Origin of the sequence: Peribacillus simplex NBRC 15720 = DSM 1321 (assembly GCF_002243645.1) — a bacterium.
GTDB lineage: Bacteria > Bacillota > Bacilli > Bacillales > DSM-1321 > Peribacillus > Peribacillus simplex.
In genome coordinates, this window is sequence record NZ_CP017704.1 from 685,272 (window position 1) to 709,583 (window position 24,312).

The window sequence follows — 24,312 nt, forward strand, 5'->3', positions numbered from 1 at the left end:
TTATTCCTCCTTAAAAATTAGGTTCAGGTTATTTAATCAATCTAAATGTGCCCCAAGGTTTAATGTAATCCAGCAAAAAAAGTTCCTCTTTTGCAACATTGGCGACTACATTTTTTCGTTCATCCAATGGCATATCCCTTAAAATGACTTGAAGTTCGCCTTTGTATTTTCCAAAAGTATCATTGCCGATGAAAACGGACCCTTTTCGCTGTGGGATACTTTCCCGGATTGCAAAATCTTCATTCGCATATTTTTTACGGACCTCCACTGAACGGACCATATACTCGCTGATATCACCACGGCGAAGGTGTAATTCATTCAACACAACTTTTTGCTCAATTGGTGACGCATCTGAATGGAGATCCACTTTCAACTCGATCATGTCACGCTGTAAGGACCCCAGCATTCTTAGTTCCTCTTCACTCGCGTAAGCATTCCCGATGATGACATCATCAATTAAACCCGTTGCCCACAGATGCTTGGCTTGTACATCAATTGAAAGTTCACGGTGCTGTTCTAATGTGCATAATCCATCATTAATACTCCAAGGACCTATATCACCAGTTTGTGATGTAACAAATGCAGCTGTACGAATTCCCTGTTCTTTAAAACGTTTACTGCAGGCGATGAAGAATTCATAAGGGAGACCTGTGAATTTTTGGGGATAAAAATTATGACAGCCAATCATTTGATTTTTATTCCCTTGATGCGTCAGAATGTTCGATAAATAATCAACATCATTACTCATATTCAATTCGATTTTCAATCCATAAGGATTATATGTCATTTTAGCTTCTTTCAAGCCATCGAATCCAAGATCTAAACGAACGCCGTCAGCTCCCATTTCTGCGAAAAAACTTAAATCATCATAACTTATATCAAACTTGTCGAAAACAGCTGGAGCAACATCAAGAATGACTTCCATATGTAGCGCTTTCGCATAAGAAATAATATTTTTATATTCTTCCATGACAATTTCATATGGTTTTGAAACCGATAATAAACACGTGAATATTCGTTCAAAACCATAACTATGTGCAAGTTTAATATATTGCTTGTCTTTATCCGGTGTAGAGTGTTCCGGATAAATTGAAATACCTAATCTTCTCATAAGCTTTCATTCACTCCTTTTCTACTTTCTTTCCATTGAGCCCTCTTAGCCTGTAAACCCATTAAATAATCACGGTAGCGGGAGGATACCATTACAGAACAAATAATCGTTGGTACAATGACAATTAAATAATAAGTTGATCCCATTACGGTAAACAAAAAGATAGAAAAGCTAATGATTAAAATAGACAGGCCAACTGATTTCCAGGGTGTTAAACTTTCACCTAGCCCAGTACGGGAAAAAATGATTTGGGCTCCTACAAATGATAGGATTGCGAATATTATTTCAAGCATATTTAATGCCTGCTTTTTTTTCTTCTGGTCCTTCTTCTATTTTATTTTCATCACGCAAGTGCTGCTTCTCGAACATCTTGAAAAATGGAAAATAGATCATTAATGAGATGAAGAAGTTCAATAAAACCAGAACCCCGGCCATGATCGTCCAATTTGTACTGATGACAGCTGCGATTGGACTAAAGACCGTAAACGGCAGCTTAGCCATTATCATCGGTATTAATCCTAATTGAAAGAATGTATAAGAAACTATGACATTTACCAATGGGGCAATGATGAATGGAACCATTAAAATGGGGTTCATAACAATTGGCGCTCCAAAAATGATAGGTTCGTTAATATTAAAAATCCCTGGAACAAATGACAGTTTACCCAACTCTTTCAAATACTTCGATTTTGAAAATAAGAACAGTACAACAAGTGATAAAGTTGATCCTGCCCCACCAATCCATACGAACCATTGAATGAATTGTTCGGTAAATAGATTGGGCAAATTCGCCGCATTACCTGTTCTTGCAAATGCATCCATATTTTCGAGAATCGCCGAATCCCACATTGGCCGTATGATCGGACCTAATATTGCTGGTCCATGAATACCCAGCGACCAAAAGAAAACGATGAGAAAGACTGTAAGCAGACCTCCTATTAAACTATTACCAACCAATAAATTTTTGAGAGGTGACACCAATGTAGTGATGATCGAGTTAATGTCAAATCCTAAACCATAACGAATGCCCCAGAAAAGAAGGACCACGACTAATGTTGGAATAAGGGCTGCAAAGGAATTCGAAACCATTGGCGGAACGCTTTCAGGTAATTTGATTTTTATATCCCGCTTAATAAGAAAATGAAAAATTTCTACGGAAATCAAGGATGTTACTATTGCTCCGAATAATGAGGCTGCGCTCAAAGAGCTGATAGGTAACCAGCGACCCGCTTCTATTACTCCTGGAACGGATTCCATGACTTGGGTAGGCACAACACATGTAATCAGAAAAGCTAAGACTGATAGAAGGCCTGCACTGAGCTGATCTAATTTATAATGGCCAGCAAGCGCTGATCCCACCCCAAAAGCTGCATATAAAGCCATTGCTCCCACTGTAAACCGAAACGGAACATCCAAAGCAGCACGATAAGGTGCAATCCATTCATCATATCCATCAATTGGAAAATTTAACAAAATAACAAAAAATGAGCCAATGATCGTCAGTGGAAGTGTTGCTAGAACACCGTGCCTGATTGCCAGTAGATGTCTTTGTGAACCAATTTTGTTTGCAACTGGAAGCACTTTCATTTCTAGTATCCCCATAAAATTATTCAATAACTTTTCCTCCTTTTAAATAAGAGTCTGAAAAAACAAACAATTACAATAAATAAACATTATAACGTTATATTGATTATGTCAATATTTTTATTGAAAATATGGTTTCTGTTACAAACTTTTAAATCATAGGAATACATAGTGCAGTTAATTAGCCTCTGCTGAAAAAAGAGGTGTTCTCGTGGCTTCCCCTAGAACACTAAAAAAAAACAGGAAATTGATCATTGTCAATTTCCTGCTTTCTTTTTTGAAATCACATTTTTTTAAAAGGAATTTTTTATGACAATCTGTAGCCCTAGACTAGCCTAGTCTAGAGCTCATTTTTTTCTTTTCCTAGTATCAAATTCATATATTTTCTTTACACTTTTTAAAATAGAATGATATAGCGTAGTTGAATATTTACATAATGAAATTAATGGTTTCTTCCAACGCATCATTTGCATCCGGAGATTTCCCCAGCTCGTAAACGATTTCCCCGTCAATCATCGTCATTTCAACCCGTAATTGATCAATACTGTCGATTGTTACATCCAATATTCGGTCGTTTAGCACAATCAAATCGGCTAATTTCCCTACCTCGATGCTTCCTTTTTGGTCTTCCTCGAAGCTTGCGTAGGCTCCGTTCCAAGTGTACAGCCTAATCGCTTCCATGACGGAAATTTTCTGCTCTTCCCCAATGACCGCGCCGGACGGCGTCAGTCGGTTGACCGCCCCATGAATGCCGATAAGCGGATTGCAGTTCGAGACCGGGCTGTCCGAGGCGCCTGCTACGACAATGCCAGCTTTTAAACAGGCTCCAATTGGGTAAAAATAGTCGCTGCGAGCGCCGAAGTGTTTAATGTATATATCTCCAAATTCAGTGAAAAAGTTCGGGTTAGGAACGGTCACTATGCCCAATTTAGCCATTCGCTCGATGAGATCGGGCATCGCCAAACCGGCATGCTCGATTCGATGTCTGTGATTGTGTCGCGGATATTGTCTAAGCGCTTCTTCAAACGTATTCAACAACATCTCGATCGCCCGATCGCCCTGGGCGTGAGCCGTAATTTGATAACCATCTCGATGGGCTGCGATGAGCGCGTCGTTCATATTCACTTGCGTGTAGTACAGAATGCCGCTGTCTTCCGGATTCGTCTCATATGGCTGACGCGTCGCAAGCGTCGGCGCGGTGCTGGCTCCGTCTATAAAGATTTTCGCCGGACCGATACGAAATCGATCGTCGCCGAACCCAGTGGACAGGCACGTCTCTCTCATTCGGATAAAGTTAGGCTCGTGAACGACCATTGCATACACTCGAACCTTTAAGCGGCCAGAACGAACCGCTTGCTGCAGGATGCGAAGATTGACCGGCTCGTACCCACCCGCATCATGAATTGTCGTAATGCCTAACGATACGAAATCGCGCGAAGCGATTTCCGCCGCTCTGGCCAAGACCTCTTCCGTCGGATTCATGACACGTTTTACCGGATCCATGGCTGCTTCCACTAGTAGCCCGTTTAATCTCCCGGACTCGTCCCGACCGAACACTCCACCTTCCGGATCGACCGATTGGTCGTTTACACCTGTCAATTCCAACACATTACTGTTCGCAATCATAATGTGGCCACATTGTCGCACAATTAGAATCGGGTGTTCCGTCGACACCTCATCCAGCTGATTGCGGGTTAGGTACCGCCCTTCCAACATGAACATTTCGTTGTAACCTACTGCTACGATCCACCCTCCTTCAGGGGTAGATTCCGCCTTCCGTTTCAATTCACCGATAAGATCTGCATTGGATTGAATCGATGCGTCTTTGCAATTAATCGCTAGCCTTGTAAGTCCATAACTGAGTAGATGCAAATGCGAATCTATAAATCCTGGCAGTAGAGTCCTACCTTGCAAATCCATCACTTTGGTGCTTTCTCCAATCCAACGTTTGATTTCCTTGTTTGTTCCGACGGCTTCTATTCGGTTACGTTTAACGGCAACTGCTTCTGCGATCCGATTGCCCGAATCGACGGTAATGACTTGTCCGTTTAAAAATACAACATCAGCAAACATACGATCACCTCTTATTTTTCTATAAACAAGTTCTAATGACTATGCTTTGTGGGATTCTAGTTTTTCAGCCAATTCAACCTACAAAACGTAATTGATTTCTACTAAGCTTCTACTTGAGTCATATAATCAGCATCAATAATACTGTTTGAGAGATAATTAAAAACCAATGCAATAAACATTTTTCCGATGTACAACATTGACTCTTCATCTACATCAAATTTCGGATGATGATGCGGGTATATCGCATTCATCGCCGGATTCGCACCTCCCACATAGAAAAATGTTCCAGGAACCTTCTGCAGATAAAAGGCGAAATCTTCCATTCCCGTTAACGTATACGGCGGGATTTGTATCACTTTTTCCTCTCCCAGAAGATTTTTTGCTAACTTGTCCGCTTTTATTGTTTCATCCGGATGATTCCACAAAGTGGGATATCCTCTCTCGTACTTAAATTTCACAGTGGCTCCTGCGGCTTCGCAGGTGGATGTTGCAATTTGCCCAATGGCTTTTTCTATCAAATCTTGAACGCTTTCCTCGAAGGTTCGTACCGTTCCGGTAATTTTGGCCGTGTCGGGAATGACATTAGAAGCCTGTCCGCTTTGAAAAGAACCAACCGAGACAACAACTGTTTTAGATGGATCAACGCGGCGGCTTACGATTTGCTGCAAATTGAGCACCAGTTGGCTGCCCACCACAATTGGATCTACCGTCAAATGAGGAGCTGCTCCATGCCCGCCTTTCCCATAAATCTCAATTTCAAATGTATCCCCGGCCGCCATTATATATCCCTCTCCAACTGCAACAATACTAAGCGGGAGAATGGAAGATACATGGGCTCCATAAATGACATCGACTCCATCCAGACAGCCATCTTCAATCATGGACTTTGCTCCTCCTGGAATTACCTCTTCCGCAAACTGATGGATAAAGACAACATTTCCTTCGAGCTCATCCCTCACTTCGCTTAATACTTTGGCTACTCCAATCAAAGCAGCTGTATGAACATCATGGCCGCAGGCATGCATCACCCCAGAAATACGGGACTTGTATTCCACGTCTTTCTCGTCTGATATCGGCAATGCATCGAAATCCGCCCGCAGCGCTACTGTTTTGCCCGGTTTCCCTCCTCTCAAGATTCCAACTACTCCTCTTCCGCCAACTTCAGTTCTTACTTCCAATCCCAAGTTTGTTAATACATCAGCGATCTTTTTTGGGGTATTTACCTCATGGAAGGATAGTTCGGGATACATATGAAGATCTCTGCGAAATCTAACCAACTCCGGATATACCCCTTGAAGTCTACTAAATAAGTTTTTTAGCATCATTATCACCCCGTTATTTGTTATAGCATTAATCCATCGGATTGCTGATATTCGTGATCAACATTTCCATTCCACCTTACTAAATTTGTATTCCCATTAGCCAAAGACCACTATTTTACTTTGACATTCGACTGTATTTGATCAGCCACGTCCCCGTGAGAAACATGATTGCTGTTTCGAATGGTTAGTCCGAACAGCGCGGAGGACAAACCAGCCGCAATTAAGAACCAGAAAGCGCCGTCATAAGAACCTTTTAATGCTGAGATGAGTACACCCATCATGATCGGTGCAATGAATCCACCAATCATCGATCCCAAATTCATAATTCCAATGGCGGAACCAATCACACTCTTGTCAAACAATTTGTGAGGGAGTGCGTATACTGCACTAAACACAAAACCATAAAAGATTGATGACAGTGTTAAATAGGTAAAGACCATTCCAACATTAGGTGCGAAGAGTGCTAAAAATAAAAATACTGTGTAAAAAAGTCCATTCATTAAAAAGTACATTTTCTCCCTACCGGAAAATCTGACCAGCAACCAACCACCCGCTGCCGTTCCCAGAGTTGCGGCCGTAGTCGGAAGGAGTCCCAACAACCCTGCGGAAACCAAATCTAAATGGCGTTCTGTTACCATATACATGGGCAACCATGAAGACGTGCCCCACGAAGCAATGCTGATTGAAAACCACGTTAGGACCAATGCCCATGTCTGACGAATTTTCAATAAAGAGAGCATGGAATCCTTGTTTACTGGTTGTTGTTCTTTTGCTTCTTCCAATTGAATCGGACTCCGAATGTATTTCCAAAGCAGTACTCCAATAATCACACCTGCTGCTCCAAGAGCAAAGAACAAGTTCCTCCAGCCTAACCAGATCAGGAGTGTTGGCACAAGAACACCCGTAATTAGACCGCCAAACGAATTCGATGACATTAAGATGGACTGTGCCTTACCTCGTTCTTTCTGAGGGAAATACTCAGCGATGGCTTTTGCACAGGCAGCAGGATATCCCCCCTCCATAATTCCGAACAAAAAACGAATCACGATTAAAGCGGTAAACGACCAAGCGAAACCGGTGAAGACTGTAAAAAGCGACCAGAGGACAATAGAAAAAATAATCACCCTTCGGTAACCCAACTGATCTGTCAGCCAGCCGGCCGGAATTTGCATGATGGCGTAAGCCAAGAAGAAGGCGCTGATTACTGTTCCCGTGGCAGCCGGACTAAGATTGAATTCTTGACCGATCGGTACCACAGCAAGAGTCATAACTAACCGGTCCATATAAGAAACCATATAACCCACAAATAGGAGAGACAAAATGAACTTCCTGTTGTCCCCTTGAACAGCCATACGCTTCACAAATCATAACCTCCCCTTTATGATGCCCAGCAAATAATGGATTGCAGCTTGCACCAAGTTTCTGTAAAAAGGCAACTTCCTCTTACGACAGTTCTTCAATTTAGTTCTTTACGAATTTACTAACTCAAGTGCATTATTTTTTGTTTTCTTATGGATCTCATAACCTCCTTTACACCAAATTGTTTATGCAAGTTTTATGCCAAGAAAAAGATCACTTTACAATAAAAAAAGGACGTAAACGGGTTGTTTTATGTGAATCTTCTAAATATTTAGAGTATAATTTTTATGAATCGATTCAAATGAATCGAAATTGAATCAACGCTACTCAAAATAATGATGAACTTTGAATTATTTTCGATTCAAAATAAACGGTGGATCCATCCGTTATCAAAGGAGAGACAAGTGATGAATCAGAATATGTCAACCATCGAACCGGAATATTTATTCAAAATCATGAACTTTATGAATAAACCTATTTATATAACCGATAAGAACGGTATGATTCTTTTTGTTAGCGACATGAGCTGTAAGCTGATTGGGAAAAAGAAAGAGGAGCTAATCGGAAAAAACGTCTCACAATTGGAAAAAGAGGGGTTCTTCAAGCCGTCTGTTGCAAAAATAGTTTTAGATAAGAAACAAAATGTCAGCGTCATTCAACAAGGTGGAGAAGGAACAGGGGTAATTACAGGACATCTCATATTGGACAAGAATGATGAACCAAAATATGCAGTCACATTGGGTTATGATATTCCAGATTTCGTCGGTTATAGTTCTCAAATTAAAATTGAAGAATTGGATTCTGCTTTTCGGTATTATTTACAAGAATTACAAAAACTCAAAGCGAAACTTGTACGGACCAAAGAAGTCCCTTTTTTTATCGGACAAAGCCGGGTCTATGATATGCTCAAGGAAACAATTGAAAAAGTTGCCTGTGTGGAAACGACCGTTCTTATTACAGGGGAAACAGGTGTTGGAAAAACGCTTATAGCGGAACGTATTCATCATCTGAGTGACCGGAAAGATCGTCCGTTTATCCATCTTAATTGCGCAGCGATTCCGGAATTGCTCCTGGAATCCGAACTGTTCGGCTATCAAAAAGGAGCGTTTACCGGAGCAAATGCGAACGGCAAAACCGGACTTGTCAAACTTGCGGAGAAAGGCACCCTTTTCTTAGATGAGATTGGCGAACTCTCACATTCTTTACAACCCAAACTCCTTCAATTGCTGCAAAATAAAACGTACATGCCGATTGGAGCTTCCCAAACGGTAAAAGCCGATGTGCGTATCATTGTAGCTACCAACTGTAATTTGGAGGATATGGTCAAAGAAGGGAAATTCCGGGCTGATTTATATTATCGCCTCCATATTTTACCGATCCGCGTACCCTCGCTTCGTGAGCGGAAGGAAGACATCTTTTGTCTCCTTCAGTATAATTTGGAGAAGTTTAATTACTTGCATAACCATAAACGAGTGCTTTCTACAAAAGTGGTCGAAGTGCTTCAAAACTATCATTGGCCTGGAAATGTACGAGAATTGGAAAATATAATTGAGCAGCTTGTCATTATGGCAAAAGAGAATGAAGTTGCAATTCAGGATTTGCCAAAACGCTTGATCGATTCAGTCTGCGAAAACGTTTCAATCTCTTTAAATGCAGGAAATTCTTTACATGAAGTTTTGGAAAGCGTCGAAAAAAGAATGATCACACAAGCATTCCATCATCATAAAACAACCCGCGATGCGGCAAAAGCACTGGGCGTTACTCAGTCATTATTTATGCGCAGGTTGGCGAAATATGCGATTACTAAAGAAGAAAGATAAGCTGGAACGGTAGATGCCGCCGTAACTGATAAAAATGTTAGGAAACCTTGACAGTGTGAGGGACCAACCAAAAGTCATGCTTTGTTGCAAAAAAAAAAGCACTTAACCCCTAGGTAAAGTGCTTTTTTTAATTTTTTACCTCATTCGCTTTCTGCATTCTCCTTATTCTGGAGATGACGCTGCCAACTCAGGCATTCATTATTCTTTAATGTCCCACTGCGGATTCCAAACGACTTCCCAAAGGTGTCCATCAGGGTCTTGAAAATGTGCAGAGTATCCTCCCCAGAAAGTGTCATGTGCCGGATCGGTTATGATCGCGCCAGCTTTTTTTGCTTTTTCCAACACAATATTCACTTCTTCTTTACTACCTACATTGTGACCAATGGTAAATTCAGTAGAACTTGTCGGAGACAAAGGAACCTTGGCCTCATGAGCTATATCCCTTCGATTCCATATGGCAAGCTTTAAGCCACCTTGCAGGTCGAAAAAGGCAACAGCTCCATGCTCAAATTCTTTGCCCACTATTCCTTCTGTTTGAAATCCAAGGCCTTCCCGATAGAATTCCAGCGATTTTTCCAAATCATCCACACCTAATGTAATTACAGTAATACGTGGTTTCATGATTGCCCCCCCTTCTTACTTACTTTCTCCTTCTATTGGTTACCAATGCATTTAGTTCAAACCAGATCAAAGTAAACAAATTTTTTGTCAATCTAAAATGATCAAATTTAACGAGTCCTAATCAATGAGTCCCTCCTTCATACACTTGGTTAATTTTAACATTCCCCATCTTTTTTTTCATTAATTTTACTAATCCATTTTATTAGTATTTTAAGTGTAAAATAACTCTCTACCTACTTTAACCGCTCTTTATCCATTAAAAAGTCCCTCTCGATTGAGAGGGGCCTTTAATGGATTGCACTTAACTTTCAAGCTCCTTCTTCTTGTTTAAGAGTTGGAGATATTCCCTATCCAATTCCTCTATTTCCTCTTCCTTCATAACACTGGACAGTTTCCCAAGTGTCTCGATGATTTGCACTTCAATCATAAGAAGTTCAGCCTGTTTATCTTGATGACCATCCTTGCGAGTAGCCAATTTTGTTGATTCCTGATTGATCGCACTTACTCTCGGAGGTTCATCTTCAAATGAAAGTGAATGGGTTGCAAGCGATTGGATCAATGAACGATCATGAGTCACAAAAACGATGGTTCCTGGATATGCTTTTAACACTTCGGTTAAAGCCTCTTTAGTATGAATGTCTAAATAATTTGTAGGTTCATCCAAAACCAGTACATTATAGTTTCCCAAAAAAACTTTTGCTAGGGAAGCCCTGACTCTTTCCCCACCGCTTAAAAGTGATATTTGTTTGTGAACGTCATTTCCTTTAAAAGCTAATCGTGATAATAGCGTACGAATAAAAGCTTGATTGTAGGGACTGTCATCCAATATATTTTCAAGAACCGTTTTACTTTCATTCAAATTTTCTTGTTGTTGGGCAAAAAATCCAATCTTTGCTGGCTTCGCGACATATAAATCTGGGTGCCGTTCTACTATCTTTTTCAATAATGTCGTTTTTCCTGAACCATTTTGACCATTGATGGAGAGTCTGCATGCTAGGGGGACATCTCCCAAAATATGTTGTTTCAGCATCCTTGATCCTACTTTTAGGGAACAACCATTAAATCGAATGACCCTTTTGCTATGCAAAGATGGAAATTCGGAAATATCAAAGATGATAGGGGGATCTTCCCTCGGTTTTTCTTTTTTTGCTAATTTTTCGATTCGAGTTTCAATCGCTTCAGCAGAACGGTTTAATTTCGCCTTCTGTTTCCCAGCACTGCGTTTATGCAGCCTTGCTTCTGAATTGCCCATTCGTTTAGGGGCTTTCCTAATTGAATCAGATTTGGCTTGGAGGTTTTGTGCAGCCTGTTTCAACCGGTTCTTTTCGCGGGTATACTCTTCATATTGCTTATTTTCCTTTTCTGTTTTTGCTTGCTTTTGTTTGATATACGCTTCGTAATTCCCTTCATATACAGTTACCTTTCCTTGCTCAACTTCCCATATTGTATTACACAGATGATTTAAGAATGCTTTATCATGTGAAGTAAGCAAAATAGCGCCATTAAAAGACTTTAAATCCTTTTCCAATTGTTCAATTCCGGATATATCTAAATGGCTGGTAGGTTCATCCGCAATCAATACATCCGCATTGGAAGACAGAGCTGCGGCGATTTTTCTTCGAGTACGTTCACCGCCGCTTATGATTTCTTGATTCTCATTGGGCAGTTTCCATATGCTCGTCAATACCCCGCTTATTTCTTGTTCAGTTTCTTCTATTTGCGGGATATAGCTGACTGTTCCATAGCTCTCTATATGACCGGAATCGGGTTCCCTAAACCCCGCTAGTATAGAAAGAAGGGTCGTTTTTCCTTCTCCATTCCTACCAACCAAACCAACACGGTCATGACTGTAAAGATGAAGTGAATCAACGGAAATCACTTCACGGTTCCCGTAGCATTTCTTTAAATCATTCGCTTTTAAAAATAACATAAAAAATCCCCCTCTATTTTTCTAGAGAGAGATCGCCTGTTACTAAATTAATATACATAAACCAAATATACCTCATCTGATTTGATAACAGAAAAAGTAGTTGTATATGAATTAGTACCTATAAACGAACAGACGAATCCCATCTCTAAACATAATCATTAAAAATCTCACAAGGGTATCTAAAAAGATTCTTGTTCAAATGAAAAAGTGAATTCACTTTACTCACCAATAAATCCGGTAAGCAAAACATAGTGAAGCGTATTTTCATTGAACATATCTAACCGATTACACCCATTGAAATAGATTTAGATTTACTGTTTATTTGATAAGATTACTGCTTCATTGTATGAGGTACCTTTTCCTTCCAATGTAATGAATTAATGATTACATATTATTCATATGTTTGTAAAGCGGATTTATTCCCTTTTTTATTAATATCATAAAAAAGAGAGAACTAATTGGGCTCAACATGGACATGAACATCATACACTCCATGATCTTTCATCATTACTTTCTCTACATGGGTCGCTATATCATGTGCTTCTTTAATATCCAAGGTAGAATTGACAAGGATGACAACATCAATCACTTCATTATTCCCGTAATTTCTCCCTTTAATTTCTTTTATTCCCTTGACTCCATCCACTTTTGTAATTACATCCTTATATAGATGAATTTTATTTTCATCAAACCCGTCAGAAAGTTCATGCGAGGCTTGAATGAAAATATCCCAGGCTGTTTTACATATTAATAATCCAACAATGATGGCAGTAAGGGAATCAAGCCAAGGCATATTTAATTGGGAACCGAAAATCCCAATAGCTGTTCCGATACTTACCCAAGCATCGGAAATATTATCTTTTGAAGCTGCCATAACAGCTTTACTATTAATTTTTATAGCAAGCTTTTTATTATATCGGTATACAAAATACATGGCTATTGCTGATAAAACACCTACATACCCTGCAATAATGTCAGGTGATTCCTTACCACCTTTAAGCATGGAAGCAACTGCATCTATTAAAACTTGTACACCAACAGCAAACATGATAAATGAAGCTACCATCGAAGCAATGGTTTCACTTTTCCAATGACCATAACCATGATCTTTATCGGGGGGTCTTTGAGCTAGCCTTAAACCGATCAGTACAGCAATGGACGCGATAATATCAGTCGTGTTGTTCAAACCATCCGCTTTTAAGGCCGCTGAGTCGCTTATGTATCCGATAGCCAGCTTCATGATTGATAGACAAATATAAGCAATTATACTAATGATTGCACCACGTTCGCCTAATTTGAGGTCATTATATTTTTGTTCTTCCATTCAACTTCCCCCCACAATTAAGTACCTTAATATCATATCAACTTAAAAATGGGTGGGTCTATAGCAACCTTTTTGTATCGCTTTATATAAGTAAGTGATATATAACTATGTTGCATAAGGCAAACTATCTGAAAAGAATAATATTGATAAACCCTTGATAAAATCCCCGGATGTCAATGCCGCAAAATAACGAATTAAGTGAGATTTATATCGTTTTTTCGACTGTAAAACAAAATAAAGTTCCGCTTTCGTTTGATTGCAAAATATATTTTATATGTAGTGTCTTAGCTATATCCTTAATTATTTTTAAGCCAAGCCCCTTACTTTTACTATCGATATCAAAACCAATCCCATTATCCTTGATACTGACCACATTATTTTCAATGGTTATTACAAGTTTATCAGCCCTCGAGTGATTCAACACATTTTGGAAAACGTTATCGAATAACCTTTGGAGCCACAAGTCATTACTTATCCATTCCAGCTCTCCAATTAATGGATGATATATTAATTCAATACCATTCATGTTATACAAATAACCCCATTTTTTACCATCATTTCTAATAAATCGTTCATATTCACTTCATCATTTAAGATATAAGAATTATCTAACGCATCTGTGGATTGAATATTATATTCATTTGTTAATTCTGAAATATAATCTATTTGTTGATATAGTGATTGTAATAGTGGAGCTTGATCCGTATATTGACCTTCTAAATAAAATAATTGTAATCTTACTGCTGTTAAAGGTGTATTGATGTCATGCCTTAATTTATTTAAGAGTTCCTTTTTCATTTCCACTTGTTGCTTTAGTTCCAATTCTCGATAGGTCGTTCTTTCAATTAGTAAGTTCACCGATTTAGTTAAGTTCCCGATTTCATCATTGCTTTTAATCTCTAATTTATTCGGAACCTCCTCATCACTAGCTAAATTCCTGATGGTTTCATTCAATAGATTTATTTTATTTAATAGCGAGTTAATAGATTTGGAAAATAAGAAGGCTAACAATAATAATGATAAAATAAATACTCCCAGCATTGTAGGGTATGCAAAGGATTCATGAAAAGGAATGTCATTATTTTTGGTTTTAAAGGCCAAATCATAAATTACTGACATAAGGATACTGATTAACAGTAATATAAATGGCACGCTAATAACGGCGATAAATAACAATAGCTGGTATTTTTTCTTTAATTTCATTTCTTTATATAGGTATTCAATCTATACCCTTCTCCATATATATTTTGGATGATCTCACCGGTGTTATCATTGATTTTTGTTCTAACTTTTTTGATGTGTACATTAATGATATTTTGATTCCTATCTTCGAGCTGCCATAAATATTCAAAGAAATGTTCCTTCGTTAAAATCCGATTCCTATTTTCATATAAATAAAAAAATATTTTACGCTCTATCGCAGTAAAAACCACTTCATGATGCAAGTCATTATTGAATACCTTTTTATGTTCAGCATCAATATATAAATGTTTAATTTGCGTAAAAGTACCATATTGATTATCCAGCAATTTCTGCATTCTTAGTAATAGCTCCCTAGGATCAAAAGGCTTAGTCATATAATCCTCACCAATTGCCAAGCCTTGGAGTTTGCTATCCATATCATTTCTGGCGGATAGAAAAATAACTGGAATATTTAATCCTAGACTTTTTACTTTATTTGTTATTTGATAGCCATCATCTCCTGGCAGCATAACATCCATAATGATTAAATCCACCTCATGGATTATATCTAAAATATCTTTTCCTTCTTTCACCCAACATACATTGTACTCTTCACGTTGCAAAATTTTTTTCAATAAATCACCAATCATCAAATCATCTTCAACAATTAAAATATTATATCTTTTCATCACAGGGCCTTTCTTTGTTCAATTCATTTGATAAATTCCATGGCAAGATCATATATCTCATCAGGCACGTATAAATAAATGCTGTGCGTCCCTTTCAGTTTTATTACATCCGATTTTAATAGTTTCTCTGCAAACTCCTCATAATCTTCATTCTTTTGTTTTGTATATTTTGAATTTTTATTTTCATCGGCAATCGCATCTAAAAATAAAATGGGTGTTTCTTTTGGAATCGGCAAGTTAACTGATTTTTCACCATTATTGTAACTCTGGAAAAGCTCTTGCTCCATATCATCATTAAAAAACTGTTTATATGATAGTGCTTTATACATTTCCTTTTCATGGTCAGTTAAGAATGATTGCCGAATCACTTCGGGATTATAAACAGCAGAAGGAACAAGACGGTGCAAACCCATTTTCGTTAACATATTCACTCCTCTTACAGTCAATGAATCTACCATACCCATTTTATGAGTTACATATTGGTGCGGTAAACCAATATCCAAAGCAATAATTCCCTTTACTTCACTTGGGTATTTTTGTGCCCAGTAAATAGCTTCAATACCTGATACTGAGTGTGGAACCAAAAAATAAGGAGGTTTATTTCCACTTTCAATTAACGATTTCCTACTTTGTTCCAATATTGTATCAATATCCCTATCATCATGAAAAACATCACTATATCCATATCCAGCTCTTTCAATGACTGCAATCTTATTTTCTTTTGCAAACTTACTATATAACCCTTTCAATTCATAAACAGGAGCAGCAATCCCGGAACCTGACATAAAAACGTATGCATCCTCACCGCTGCCTTCAGTATATACATTAATTTCTTTGTTATTAAAATCAACGGACATTCCTTCACTAATTAATGATGATTCCTTGCCTTTTTGATAATTATGGTAAATAAAAACAGCCATTGCCACAAATATGATAATAGCAATGAAGGTAAAAAATATATTCTTTGATACTTTCAACATTTTTCCCATATAGAAAACTCCTTTCAAGTGATACAGAAAGGATATATGTTAAAAATAAATTTCTAATTAATTTTCTTTTATATTTACACTTTTCACTTAAGAAAAATTTTAACGACAATGATCAATGACCAGTGAATTTACATTAGAAAAAGCTGCGCCAAGCGCAGCCTTAACTATTGAAGGAAAGCCCCCCTGAATTTACGAATGAAGTATTAGCAGCCCTCTACCATATTCCTAAGTATAAATAATATTATATGTGGGTTTAATCACTCCGTTAGGATATTGTTTCATTTCAACTAAATCTAATTTTAGACTTGGCTTAACGCTGCCGAAAAGAGGGATGCCTTCACCGATTATTACTGGATTCACTTTAAGCACCAATTGATCAATGAGTTTATGTTTTAATAACGTTCCAGCCAGTTCTCCGCCCCCGCAAAGCCATAGCTTTCCGTCACCTTGCTGCTTGAGGTTTTCAATAAACGCAACGGCGTTTCCTTCGATAAGTTCTACCTCCTCATTCGATTCAAACTGAAGGGAGCTTGAAAATATATAATGTTTCAAACCCTTATAACCTGGTTCACCCGGTTTAGCTCCGAATTGAAATCCAAATTCATATGTTTTACTTCCCATCAATACCGCTTCATATTGTTGGATATCGGATAAAAAGTCTGGGACATGATCTCCTTCAAATAAGAAAAAAGAATTATTGATATTCCCTTCGAACATTGCTTGGTCGGCAATGAAATTATCCAGTGAAACGGCTACATGATATACCAATTCTGCCACTTAGTCATCCCTCCAAAAGTGATTACACATTTTACATTGACGTAATTTCATTAGCCTCATATGAACGATGTCCCATAATCTTTATAAAAGGTATCAGATAGCCATATCCATTATTCTTTTGATATGGTCTTCATTTGTTTCGACACCCACTTGAGTACATAGGTATTTATTAAGTCTAAGGAATTCCGGGATCATACGTCTCAACGTTTTAATAATTTCATTTGAATTGCGGCCACAATCCCAACTTTCCAACAGGGATAATTGCGTTCCATCTAATTTACTTCTATTGCCCTCGATTTTTGTCCATACTCCATATGGCACATCTACATGTTCTTCCATTTCCATATACCACCCAGACACAATCAGCCACCGTATCCTATCAAGATTGGATAGTGCATATAACATTTCTCTTCTCATAACGGCTCTGTAGGTTTCATGGACAAAAGCAAGCACCTTTCCTCTCCAATGCTCAACTTCATTAGGTGAAGGTTTATAAACTAGCTTTTCGGATTCCTTAATAACATGACTCATAATATTAAAAGGATCATAAATGACTTCAACCTCTTTTAACCAGATGGAGGGAACAATTTCCTCAGGTGCGTGATACCAGCTATCTACTTTCACAAAGGTATTATAATGAGTAACGACATACGGTGAAGAAGGATTGTAGTCTTCGTAAAATGTAACATTTCCCCAATTATTGGCTCTATTCCTTTTTCTCTTTAAAAAATCTGCTTGCCGCTCTGAAATAACAATGGTGTGCAAATCTATATCAGAGTAGTTATCATCGTTTCCTTTTGCTAAGGAACCGGCTAGGTAAATAGCCAAAACATCAGTATCTGCTGATAAATCTTTAAATGCATTTTCCAAAAGAATATCGCGTTGTTTCGGTAAAAATACATCTCTTTCTATATGTTTGCTAACGAATCCCGCACACAAAACCATCTCCTTTTTTTGTAAAATCGTCAAAGTAATATATATTCGTGAATCAGGAATAAAATCCTTCCGTAGTATTGCCGTGTCAGTGATTTATACTGCTTCTTACCTCCTTGTTTTCTTGGCTGGATATCAAGGTCCCGCTTTACCGGGCATCTATTCATATTCTCGCCTATGTGGTATTATTTTGAATATTAAGTTAAAAGGAGGCATCATTTCATGTTTCTTGCAAATACTCCCGAACCACCCTATTACGCTTGTATTTTCACTTCTCAAAGAAGCGATAAGGATGCCGCAAGCTACAATTCAACCGCGGAAATCATGGACGAACTTGCCGCTCAACAAGATGGCTATTTAGGCGTCGAAAGCGTAAGAGATCAAAACGGGTTAGGAATTACAGTATCCTATTGGAAGTCCCTGGATGCCATAAAGCTTTGGAAAGAAAATGCTGCTCACAAAAAGGCACAAGAAAAAGGTATGAAAGATTGGTACTCGTCATACTCAACCCGAATTTGCAAGGTTGAAAGGGATTATACAAGCAAATAAGGAAACTAAGTTTTCATGTACATACATGGTTTTTTACGCATTTCAGCCATTGAAAAAGACCGCTTTTTTAGCGGTCTCAGACTGTAGACAAACTCGAAGAAAAGCGAGTTTGCCTGCAGTTTTTTCTTTAATAAACGTTTCGAAAGCGCACCTAGTGGAGAGACCCCACAGGCGCAAAGAGCGCCGAGGATGCTCCCCTACCGCCCGCGCAAAGCGAGTGCCCTACGTTCCAATCAACGTTCAAATTTTATAAACCATCAAAAGTAAAAAACATAACCAAGTTTTCTTTTAAAATCATGATAATTAATTAAAGGACATGTCATTTAGATCTTCTTTTATGAGTGAGTACATATATAAATCATCGAATTTGCCACAAGTATATTCATAATGCCTTAGCAATCCTTCTCTTCTAAACCCCTGTTTTTCCACTAGTTTTTGGGATGGGTGATTATCAGGTTCAATTAAAGCTTGAATCCTTTCTAGGTGAAAGTGACGATAACCATACATAACAACGGCTTTCAACGCTTCACTAGCAATGCCTTTTCCCCAATGATCTTTACTTAATTCATACCCAATTTCAGCTCGATGATGTTTGGTGACCATATTCAGAAAACCACAACTTCCTATAACCCTATTGGAATCTTTTAATGTAATTCCCCATCTAATTCCCGAACCTTCTTGGAATATAGATTCGTACCATTTAATTTCATCCCATACGTCATTTACTGTTTGGCATGGATCTAACCCCATTGGCTTCACTACATCCGTATCAGATAGATATTTAAACATATCACCCGCGTCTTCAATTGTTACTTCCCTTAAAATCAATCGTCGTGTTTCAATAAGCGGAAATACCTTCTCCATCCTATTTCCCTCCTCCAAAGTCCTCTTTTCCATATTTTACTGTTTTAATCATTACCTAATTAAAGCCGATAATCAACGCTTTATTGCTTAAGAATTGATGATAATAAATAAAAGTCGTCCCTACTTTCATTAAATTTAGATAATAATCAATAGGATAGTAGGTCTATTATGGGGGCTAACTGTCTTGTATTGTTAGGCCGTTTGAAAAGAATTAGGGATAAATCTTACAACCGTTGTGAGTTGGGTTCGACACTTTGAAGCTGAAGGCATGAAAGGCCTTGAAGAAAAACGAGGAAAAATAAAAGGCCCCACAATAGGGCATTCACCTACTTATTCAGAATACAGAAACGAAAATAAAACGAGTAGAAGCTGAGAATGAAATAATAAAAAAGCTCATACCACCCCAAGGATATAAATCAACTGCTTTTTTCTTAAACTCAATGTCGAACGTTCTCTTCTTTTTCCCCATAAAAAAAACCCTCCATAGTAGACAGTAACTTTCTTTTACTTGTCTGCTATAAGGCGAGCATACCACCTGACGACCCGAGGTAACTTTTTTATTTATTGTGTACAAAATATAGTTTTATTGGATGTAGACTAAAATGATAAATCATAATATCGAAAAAGATAAATGATAATACACATTCTATATAAAGGTAATGGATACAATATTTTTTTATAAATATTGTAGTCAAAAATGGGTAGCACATACTACGTTCTTAAAGATAATATAGTTATGTTTTTTTTCTATTCTTTATAAAAGCTGTCAAAAGAAGTAGTATAGGCACAACAATTTGCAAAGGAATATGTAGGTAATAAGGTACTTTATGAACTCCAATATAAATATGTTCAATATAATTAGGCGCAATAGCAAATGACAAAGTTAAAATTAAAAGTCCTATAGGTAAGATTAATTTATTTTGGTTCTTTATCTGTAAGATATCTGCTATTCCAATAACAGTACAATAGAAGAAAACCAACAGTTTAAAAATCCCTAACGTAACCAATGTAATAACAACTAGCGCTTCCAAACGGGTAATAAAATGAGCAATATCCACAAGAGAAGCAGCTGATAGAAGTGGAAAAATAGATGATTCTACAATATCTTCATTTAATATCATAATATTAACAATAGAGGAAAAAGCCAAGTAGAGACAACTAGCTATAATGGCATATAATCCTATTTTTTTTACTTTCGATTTCTGATCTAGAACAGGAAAAATCATTAAAAAAGCAATCATCTCTCCAAATGGAATGGTTAACGCTGTTGGGAAAATTGTATGGAGGATTGGAGACCAATCTCTTGGGATTATAGGCCGTACATTATCTACTTCCAATAACCCATTAATCCATTGAAAGATAATGATTAAAAATAAAATAGAAAAAAGAAGAACAAATCCAGCTAAAGCTACTCTTCCTATTGTTTGTATCCCTTGTTTAATACCATACATGCATACTCCCATCATCAATGCTGCAAGTATAACTGGAGAAGTATTACGATAGGCCATTATTAATAATAAGGCTGTAAAGTCTCTCAAGATACGTGCCGCCATGTACATGAAATAGAGGACATACAGGAAGCTAATTATTATTCCAATATGCTTCCCCCAGATTAATTGAGTATATTGAGTAAGAGGTAAGGAAGGGTAATAGGTATGAAGCTTTGTGTATACTAGATAAAGTAAACACCCTAATAGGCCTGCAGCCATCAAGGCAATCCATCCATATTTACCCGCAGGTCGCCCTACTTCAAGCAATAGAGCGCTTCCTATTTCAAATAACACAATGAGGCAGAAAAATTGAATCGTATTTATTTTCTCTTTCATTGTGTTTCACCCCTTTGGAATTGGTTTGAATGTGTACGTGATCCTGCTGTTTTAATCGAAATATCAACGTGAACTTCTGTTTGGGCTTTTTGGTAAAGAGAACTCCATGATTTACGGTAATTTTTCCATTGAGAAGGATGTTGAAAGGATAATTGTTTACCAAATCCTAATGTGTCTGTTTGATATTTCTGGGTAAGGGCAATCATCTTTTTTATTTCCTTCTTTATTTCTTCCTCTACACATTTTTCAATAGGTTGAAGGTCTTTATCATTCTCTAAGGTATATAAGCCCTTTATCTCTTCTATCTCTGCTATCCCTTTTACATCCATCTTAAGGTAGGGTATGCCATCTTTGACAGTTGTGTACTTTTTAGATTTTACAGTTAGTAAACGAGCGGTAACAAATTTATGTTTTTCAAAAGAGGCGGTTATATACGAAGATTTCATCTCATTATAAGCTATTAATACAGGACGTATTTCATGATTCTTACTCCATGTTACCCATTTATCTTCTTTAAAAAAGGCTGTCCCATCTATCTCAGGAGAAGTAGGAGATGCTTTTTCTAGGTTAGATAAATCACCTGTACTTTTTTGCTTTTTAGGTAATGCTACAGTTGAGATCGCTACTTCCTGCCCATCATCTTTAATATATTGAATAATTTGACTAATAGTTAACGATTGACCCGTACCTGCTACTTTTTTAATATTCTCTAGATTAGAAATTAACGAGTTGCTTGGTATCTTATTTAAAGGTGTGAGCGCATTTAAAATAGAACGTGCAGATGCATTATGGGAAACTGTCACAGCCGTTGATAAACGGACATCGGGCTCTCGATCAAACAACTCTAGAGCATTAAGTAAACCTTCTTTCGCTATCTCCTCACTTATTACCACTATCTCTAAATGAGGAAAACTAGCTGGACGAGGGAGTTTCTCGAAACTCTTCCACATAGCTTCTCCTATGGTTCTTCCTTGTCCTTGATAATTTAATATGGCCGGACCTTGTCCTCCTGTACTGCTAGCTGAAGTAACATTGGAAGGATTGACCACCTGTAGAGTAGCCTTATATGTTCCGTCCTTTTCTTTATCCAAGGCCACACCGATTGCAAAACTAATCTGATTTACTTCTTTATAATCACTACAAGCTGCAATAAAACTACATAACGAAATGATTGCCAGAACTTTAAACCCTTTAGAAAACGTTACGATCATGACTCTCACCATCTCTTTTAGACCTCTTATTTTTCATCTCTTATCTTATTATTTTTTCGCTTCATTTGACGCCAAGGCATTCGAATGAAGTTATCTTGTTGAGCAGCAGGATTAAAAGGAGTCACAGGTAATAAATAAGGTACACCAAAAGAATTTAGCTTAGCGATGTGAAAACCAATAAAAAATAAAGATAGCATAATACCATATAAACCTATAAAAGCTCCCATAAATAAAAAAACAAATCGCAAGATTCTGCCCGTTGCTCCAATGGAATATTGAGGGACAGCAAAGCTGCTGATTGCCGTTAAAGCTACGATAATTGTTGAAACAGAAGAAACAAATCCGGCCTCTACTACTCCTTGCCCAATAATTAGCGCACCTACAATGGATGCTGCCTGTCCTGAAGCTCGGGGTATCCGAATGCCTGCTTCTCTTAGAATCTCAAATGTCACTTCAAGTAAAAAGATTTCGACAACAGTTGGAAAAGGTACTCCTTCTCGTTGTGCTGCAATACTAACAGCTAAGTTAGTTGGAATCATTCCAATGTGATGTGTCACTAAAGCTACGTACACACCTGGTGTTAACAATGAGATAATAAAAGAAAATATCCTCAATAAGCGCATGAATGAGCTAATATCAGACTTTTCATAATAATCTTCTGCGGTTTTGAAGTGATCCATTAATAGCGTAGGACAGATAAGCCCAAATGGTGTCCCATTCACTAAAATGCCTATTCTCCCTTCTAACAAGTTACCAGCCATTACATCTGGCCGTTCTGTATTAAACGTACGGGGAAAGGGAGAGTATGTTTCATCCTCTAAAAAACTTTCGATATATCTCGATTCCAAAATGCCATCTATTTTAATATTTTTTACTTTTTCTTTTACTTTTTTTAATATAGATGCGTCTACAACATCCTCAATATAAAGGATAGCTATATCCGTTTGTGTCCTTTCCCCTAATTTAGAAAATTCAATGCGTAAACTAGGATGTTGAATACGTGAACGCACGAGAGACGTATTCGTGCGGATTTTTTCTGTAAAGCTGTCTTTGGGACCGCGAACAAGAACTTGTGTAGTAGGTTCGCTAATGGAGCGAGAATCAATCGATTTAGTCCCTATCACTAACACTTCTGAACTCTTGTTAAAAAAGATAACTGTATTTCCTGAAACAAGAGAAGATAAAATAGTATCCCACGTAGACGATATTTCTACTTCTGAAGCAGATAATACCTGGTCTTTTAGATATTTGTTTAAATCAGTTGTTCTATTAGGTTCATTGAAATAAAAAGAATCGTTACATACTTCCAAAATAGGTTTGATAATAGAAGTTTCAATCACTTGTTTATCACAGATTCCATCAATATAGACAATGATTAAATCTACACGGTTATGTAATTGAAATTCTCTAATTAAAAGGTCTGAATTAGCCCCTAGTTCTTTTTCTAGATATACCTTAAATTGTTCAATATTTTCATTTATTAGACCACGTTGAATTGCCATTTTGGTTTCTAGGTCTCCTTCATTAATAACGCTTACATATGCTGATTAGGATAACCTTGTAATAGGGGAAATATACCTGAATTGGGCGAGGAGGAGAGGGGATAAAAATAGCTGAAGTAGAACTTTTAAAGCTTACTTAACGCCTTCATAGAACTGAAAAAACTCTTGTTCATTTTCAAATTTAAAAAAGGGGATTTTTAGGCGTCAGATTTGGCAATAGATCTTTTAATATGTGCCATTCTCCAGCAGCTTCAAGTCCTTTGACTGATCGTCGCATTTGCTCATACGCAAAAAAAAAATTTGCATCATCATATTTGTTTTGTTTCATATTCATACATCTCCTATAAATCAAGATAGCCTCCTAAGATTAATACCACTTCTATTACAGGAGGCTACCTATCTCCTTCTCACCATCTGTTTCACCTCATTTTTTTGATGAATCACTGTCCCTTTACTAACCCACTGCTTGTTTTCCCAACTCCTCATCTTAAGTTCAAATTCCTTCAAACAACAATACTTCCTATAGATCTCTTTTGACGATTAGTTGTAAATTGTACGAATTAGGTCTTATCTCCTAATGTCTTTTTTAGGAATAAGACTTTTTTACTCATCCTTAATAAGTTATAAAAAAATAAGCAAACTATAC

The 24,312-nt window shown here is 37.5% G+C and carries 20 protein-coding genes and 2 pseudogenes; 2 read left to right on the forward strand and 20 right to left on the reverse strand.

Going from position 1 to position 24,312, the window contains the following annotated elements; translation table 11 throughout:
* Positions 1-28: 28 nt before the first annotated feature.
* The 6 genes from BS1321_RS03110 to BS1321_RS03135 all read right to left on the reverse strand — a co-directional run bounded on the left by BS1321_RS03110 (position 29) and on the right by BS1321_RS03135 (position 7,442).
* A complete protein-coding gene (locus tag BS1321_RS03110; protein ID WP_063234622.1) occupies positions 29-1,111 on the reverse strand; it encodes a DUF871 domain-containing protein in 1,083 nt (360 codons plus the stop codon).
* The gene (locus tag BS1321_RS03115) at positions 1,108-1,404 is read right to left on the reverse strand and encodes a hypothetical protein (protein ID WP_063234621.1); all 297 of its coding nucleotides are present in this window, start codon (positions 1,402-1,404) and stop codon (positions 1,108-1,110) included. The genes BS1321_RS03110 and BS1321_RS03115 overlap by 4 nt, the downstream gene beginning before the upstream one ends.
* On the reverse strand, positions 1,397-2,725 hold the full coding sequence (locus BS1321_RS03120) for a PTS sugar transporter subunit IIC (RefSeq protein ID WP_063234620.1): 1,329 nt from the start codon (positions 2,723-2,725) through the stop codon (positions 1,397-1,399). The genes BS1321_RS03115 and BS1321_RS03120 overlap by 8 nt, the downstream gene beginning before the upstream one ends.
* 399 nt (positions 2,726-3,124) lie before the next feature.
* Positions 3,125-4,768 (reverse strand): amidohydrolase, encoded by a 1,644-nt coding sequence (locus tag BS1321_RS03125; RefSeq protein WP_063234619.1) that lies wholly within the window; start codon positions 4,766-4,768, stop codon positions 3,125-3,127.
* 101 nt (positions 4,769-4,869) lie between these two features.
* Positions 4,870-6,090: a M20 family metallopeptidase gene (locus BS1321_RS03130; RefSeq protein WP_063234618.1), complete on the reverse strand. Its 1,221-nt coding sequence runs from the start codon at positions 6,088-6,090 to the stop codon at positions 4,870-4,872.
* 110 nt (positions 6,091-6,200) lie between these two features.
* Positions 6,201-7,442 carry an MFS transporter gene (locus BS1321_RS03135; protein WP_069981745.1) on the reverse strand — a complete coding sequence of 414 codons (1,242 nt, stop codon included), beginning with the start codon at positions 7,440-7,442 and terminating at the stop codon, positions 6,201-6,203.
* 414 nt (positions 7,443-7,856) lie between these two features.
* Here BS1321_RS03135 and BS1321_RS03140 point away from each other — a divergent pair, with 414 nt between their 5' ends.
* Complete coding sequence (locus tag BS1321_RS03140; RefSeq protein ID WP_063234616.1) at positions 7,857-9,269, forward strand: sigma-54 interaction domain-containing protein; 1,413 nt, start codon at positions 7,857-7,859, stop codon at positions 9,267-9,269.
* A gap of 198 nt (positions 9,270-9,467) precedes the next feature.
* On the opposite strand, the gene BS1321_RS03145 is transcribed toward BS1321_RS03140, so the two are convergent.
* The 8 genes and pseudogenes from BS1321_RS03145 to BS1321_RS03180 all read right to left on the reverse strand — a co-directional run bounded on the left by BS1321_RS03145 (position 9,468) and on the right by BS1321_RS03180 (position 17,750).
* The gene (locus tag BS1321_RS03145; protein WP_063234615.1) at positions 9,468-9,890 is read right to left on the reverse strand and encodes a VOC family protein; all 423 of its coding nucleotides are present in this window, start codon (positions 9,888-9,890) and stop codon (positions 9,468-9,470) included.
* Between the two features lie 301 nt (positions 9,891-10,191).
* Positions 10,192-11,820 carry a ribosomal protection-like ABC-F family protein gene (abc-f, locus tag BS1321_RS03150; RefSeq protein WP_063234614.1) on the reverse strand — a complete coding sequence of 543 codons (1,629 nt, stop codon included), beginning with the start codon at positions 11,818-11,820 and terminating at the stop codon, positions 10,192-10,194.
* Positions 11,821-12,274: 454 nt separating this feature from the next.
* Positions 12,275-13,144, reverse strand: a complete 870-nt coding sequence (locus BS1321_RS03155; protein WP_063234613.1) for a cation diffusion facilitator family transporter — start codon at positions 13,142-13,144, stop codon at positions 12,275-12,277.
* A gap of 205 nt (positions 13,145-13,349) precedes the next feature.
* A pseudogene (locus BS1321_RS03160) lies at positions 13,350-14,347 on the reverse strand (sensor histidine kinase).
* On the reverse strand, positions 14,344-15,015 hold the full coding sequence (locus tag BS1321_RS03165; RefSeq protein WP_063234612.1) for a response regulator transcription factor: 672 nt from the start codon (positions 15,013-15,015) through the stop codon (positions 14,344-14,346). Before BS1321_RS03165 ends, BS1321_RS03160 begins: the two are co-directional and overlap by 4 nt.
* Positions 15,016-15,038: 23 nt before the next feature.
* The gene (locus tag BS1321_RS03170) at positions 15,039-16,004 is read right to left on the reverse strand and encodes an alpha/beta fold hydrolase (protein ID WP_063234611.1); all 966 of its coding nucleotides are present in this window, start codon (positions 16,002-16,004) and stop codon (positions 15,039-15,041) included.
* 225 nt (positions 16,005-16,229) lie between these two features.
* Complete coding sequence (locus tag BS1321_RS03175) at positions 16,230-16,781, reverse strand: dihydrofolate reductase family protein (protein WP_063234610.1); 552 nt, start codon at positions 16,779-16,781, stop codon at positions 16,230-16,232.
* A gap of 93 nt (positions 16,782-16,874) precedes the next feature.
* Positions 16,875-17,750 (reverse strand): nucleotidyltransferase domain-containing protein, encoded by an 876-nt coding sequence (locus BS1321_RS03180; protein ID WP_232522763.1) that lies wholly within the window; start codon positions 17,748-17,750, stop codon positions 16,875-16,877.
* 186 nt (positions 17,751-17,936) lie between these two features.
* On the opposite strand from BS1321_RS03180, the gene BS1321_RS03185 reads away from it, so the two are divergent.
* Positions 17,937-18,263: an antibiotic biosynthesis monooxygenase family protein gene (locus tag BS1321_RS03185; protein WP_063234609.1), complete on the forward strand. Its 327-nt coding sequence runs from the start codon at positions 17,937-17,939 to the stop codon at positions 18,261-18,263.
* A gap of 303 nt (positions 18,264-18,566) precedes the next feature.
* On the opposite strand, the gene BS1321_RS03190 is transcribed toward BS1321_RS03185, so the two are convergent.
* The 6 genes and pseudogenes from BS1321_RS03190 to BS1321_RS03215 all read right to left on the reverse strand — a co-directional run.
* Entirely contained in the window at positions 18,567-19,127 is a 561-nt protein-coding gene (locus BS1321_RS03190) for a GNAT family N-acetyltransferase (RefSeq protein WP_063234608.1), read from the reverse strand.
* A gap of 334 nt (positions 19,128-19,461) precedes the next feature.
* On the reverse strand, positions 19,462-19,596 hold the full coding sequence (locus tag BS1321_RS28480; RefSeq protein ID WP_257790331.1) for a hypothetical protein: 135 nt from the start codon (positions 19,594-19,596) through the stop codon (positions 19,462-19,464).
* Positions 19,597-19,861: 265 nt separating this feature from the next.
* Complete coding sequence (locus tag BS1321_RS03200) at positions 19,862-20,953, reverse strand: GerAB/ArcD/ProY family transporter (protein ID WP_063234607.1); 1,092 nt, start codon at positions 20,951-20,953, stop codon at positions 19,862-19,864.
* Positions 20,950-22,164: a Ger(x)C family spore germination protein gene (locus BS1321_RS03205; protein WP_157732795.1), complete on the reverse strand. Its 1,215-nt coding sequence runs from the start codon at positions 22,162-22,164 to the stop codon at positions 20,950-20,952. Before BS1321_RS03205 ends, BS1321_RS03200 begins: the two co-directional genes overlap by 4 nt.
* 26 nt (positions 22,165-22,190) lie before the next feature.
* Positions 22,191-23,666, reverse strand: a complete 1,476-nt coding sequence (locus tag BS1321_RS03210) for a spore germination protein (RefSeq protein WP_063234605.1) — start codon at positions 23,664-23,666, stop codon at positions 22,191-22,193.
* Between the two features lie 187 nt (positions 23,667-23,853).
* A pseudogene (locus tag BS1321_RS03215) lies at positions 23,854-23,994 on the reverse strand (class I SAM-dependent methyltransferase); the annotation flags it as partial.
* Positions 23,995-24,312 lie beyond the last annotated feature (318 nt).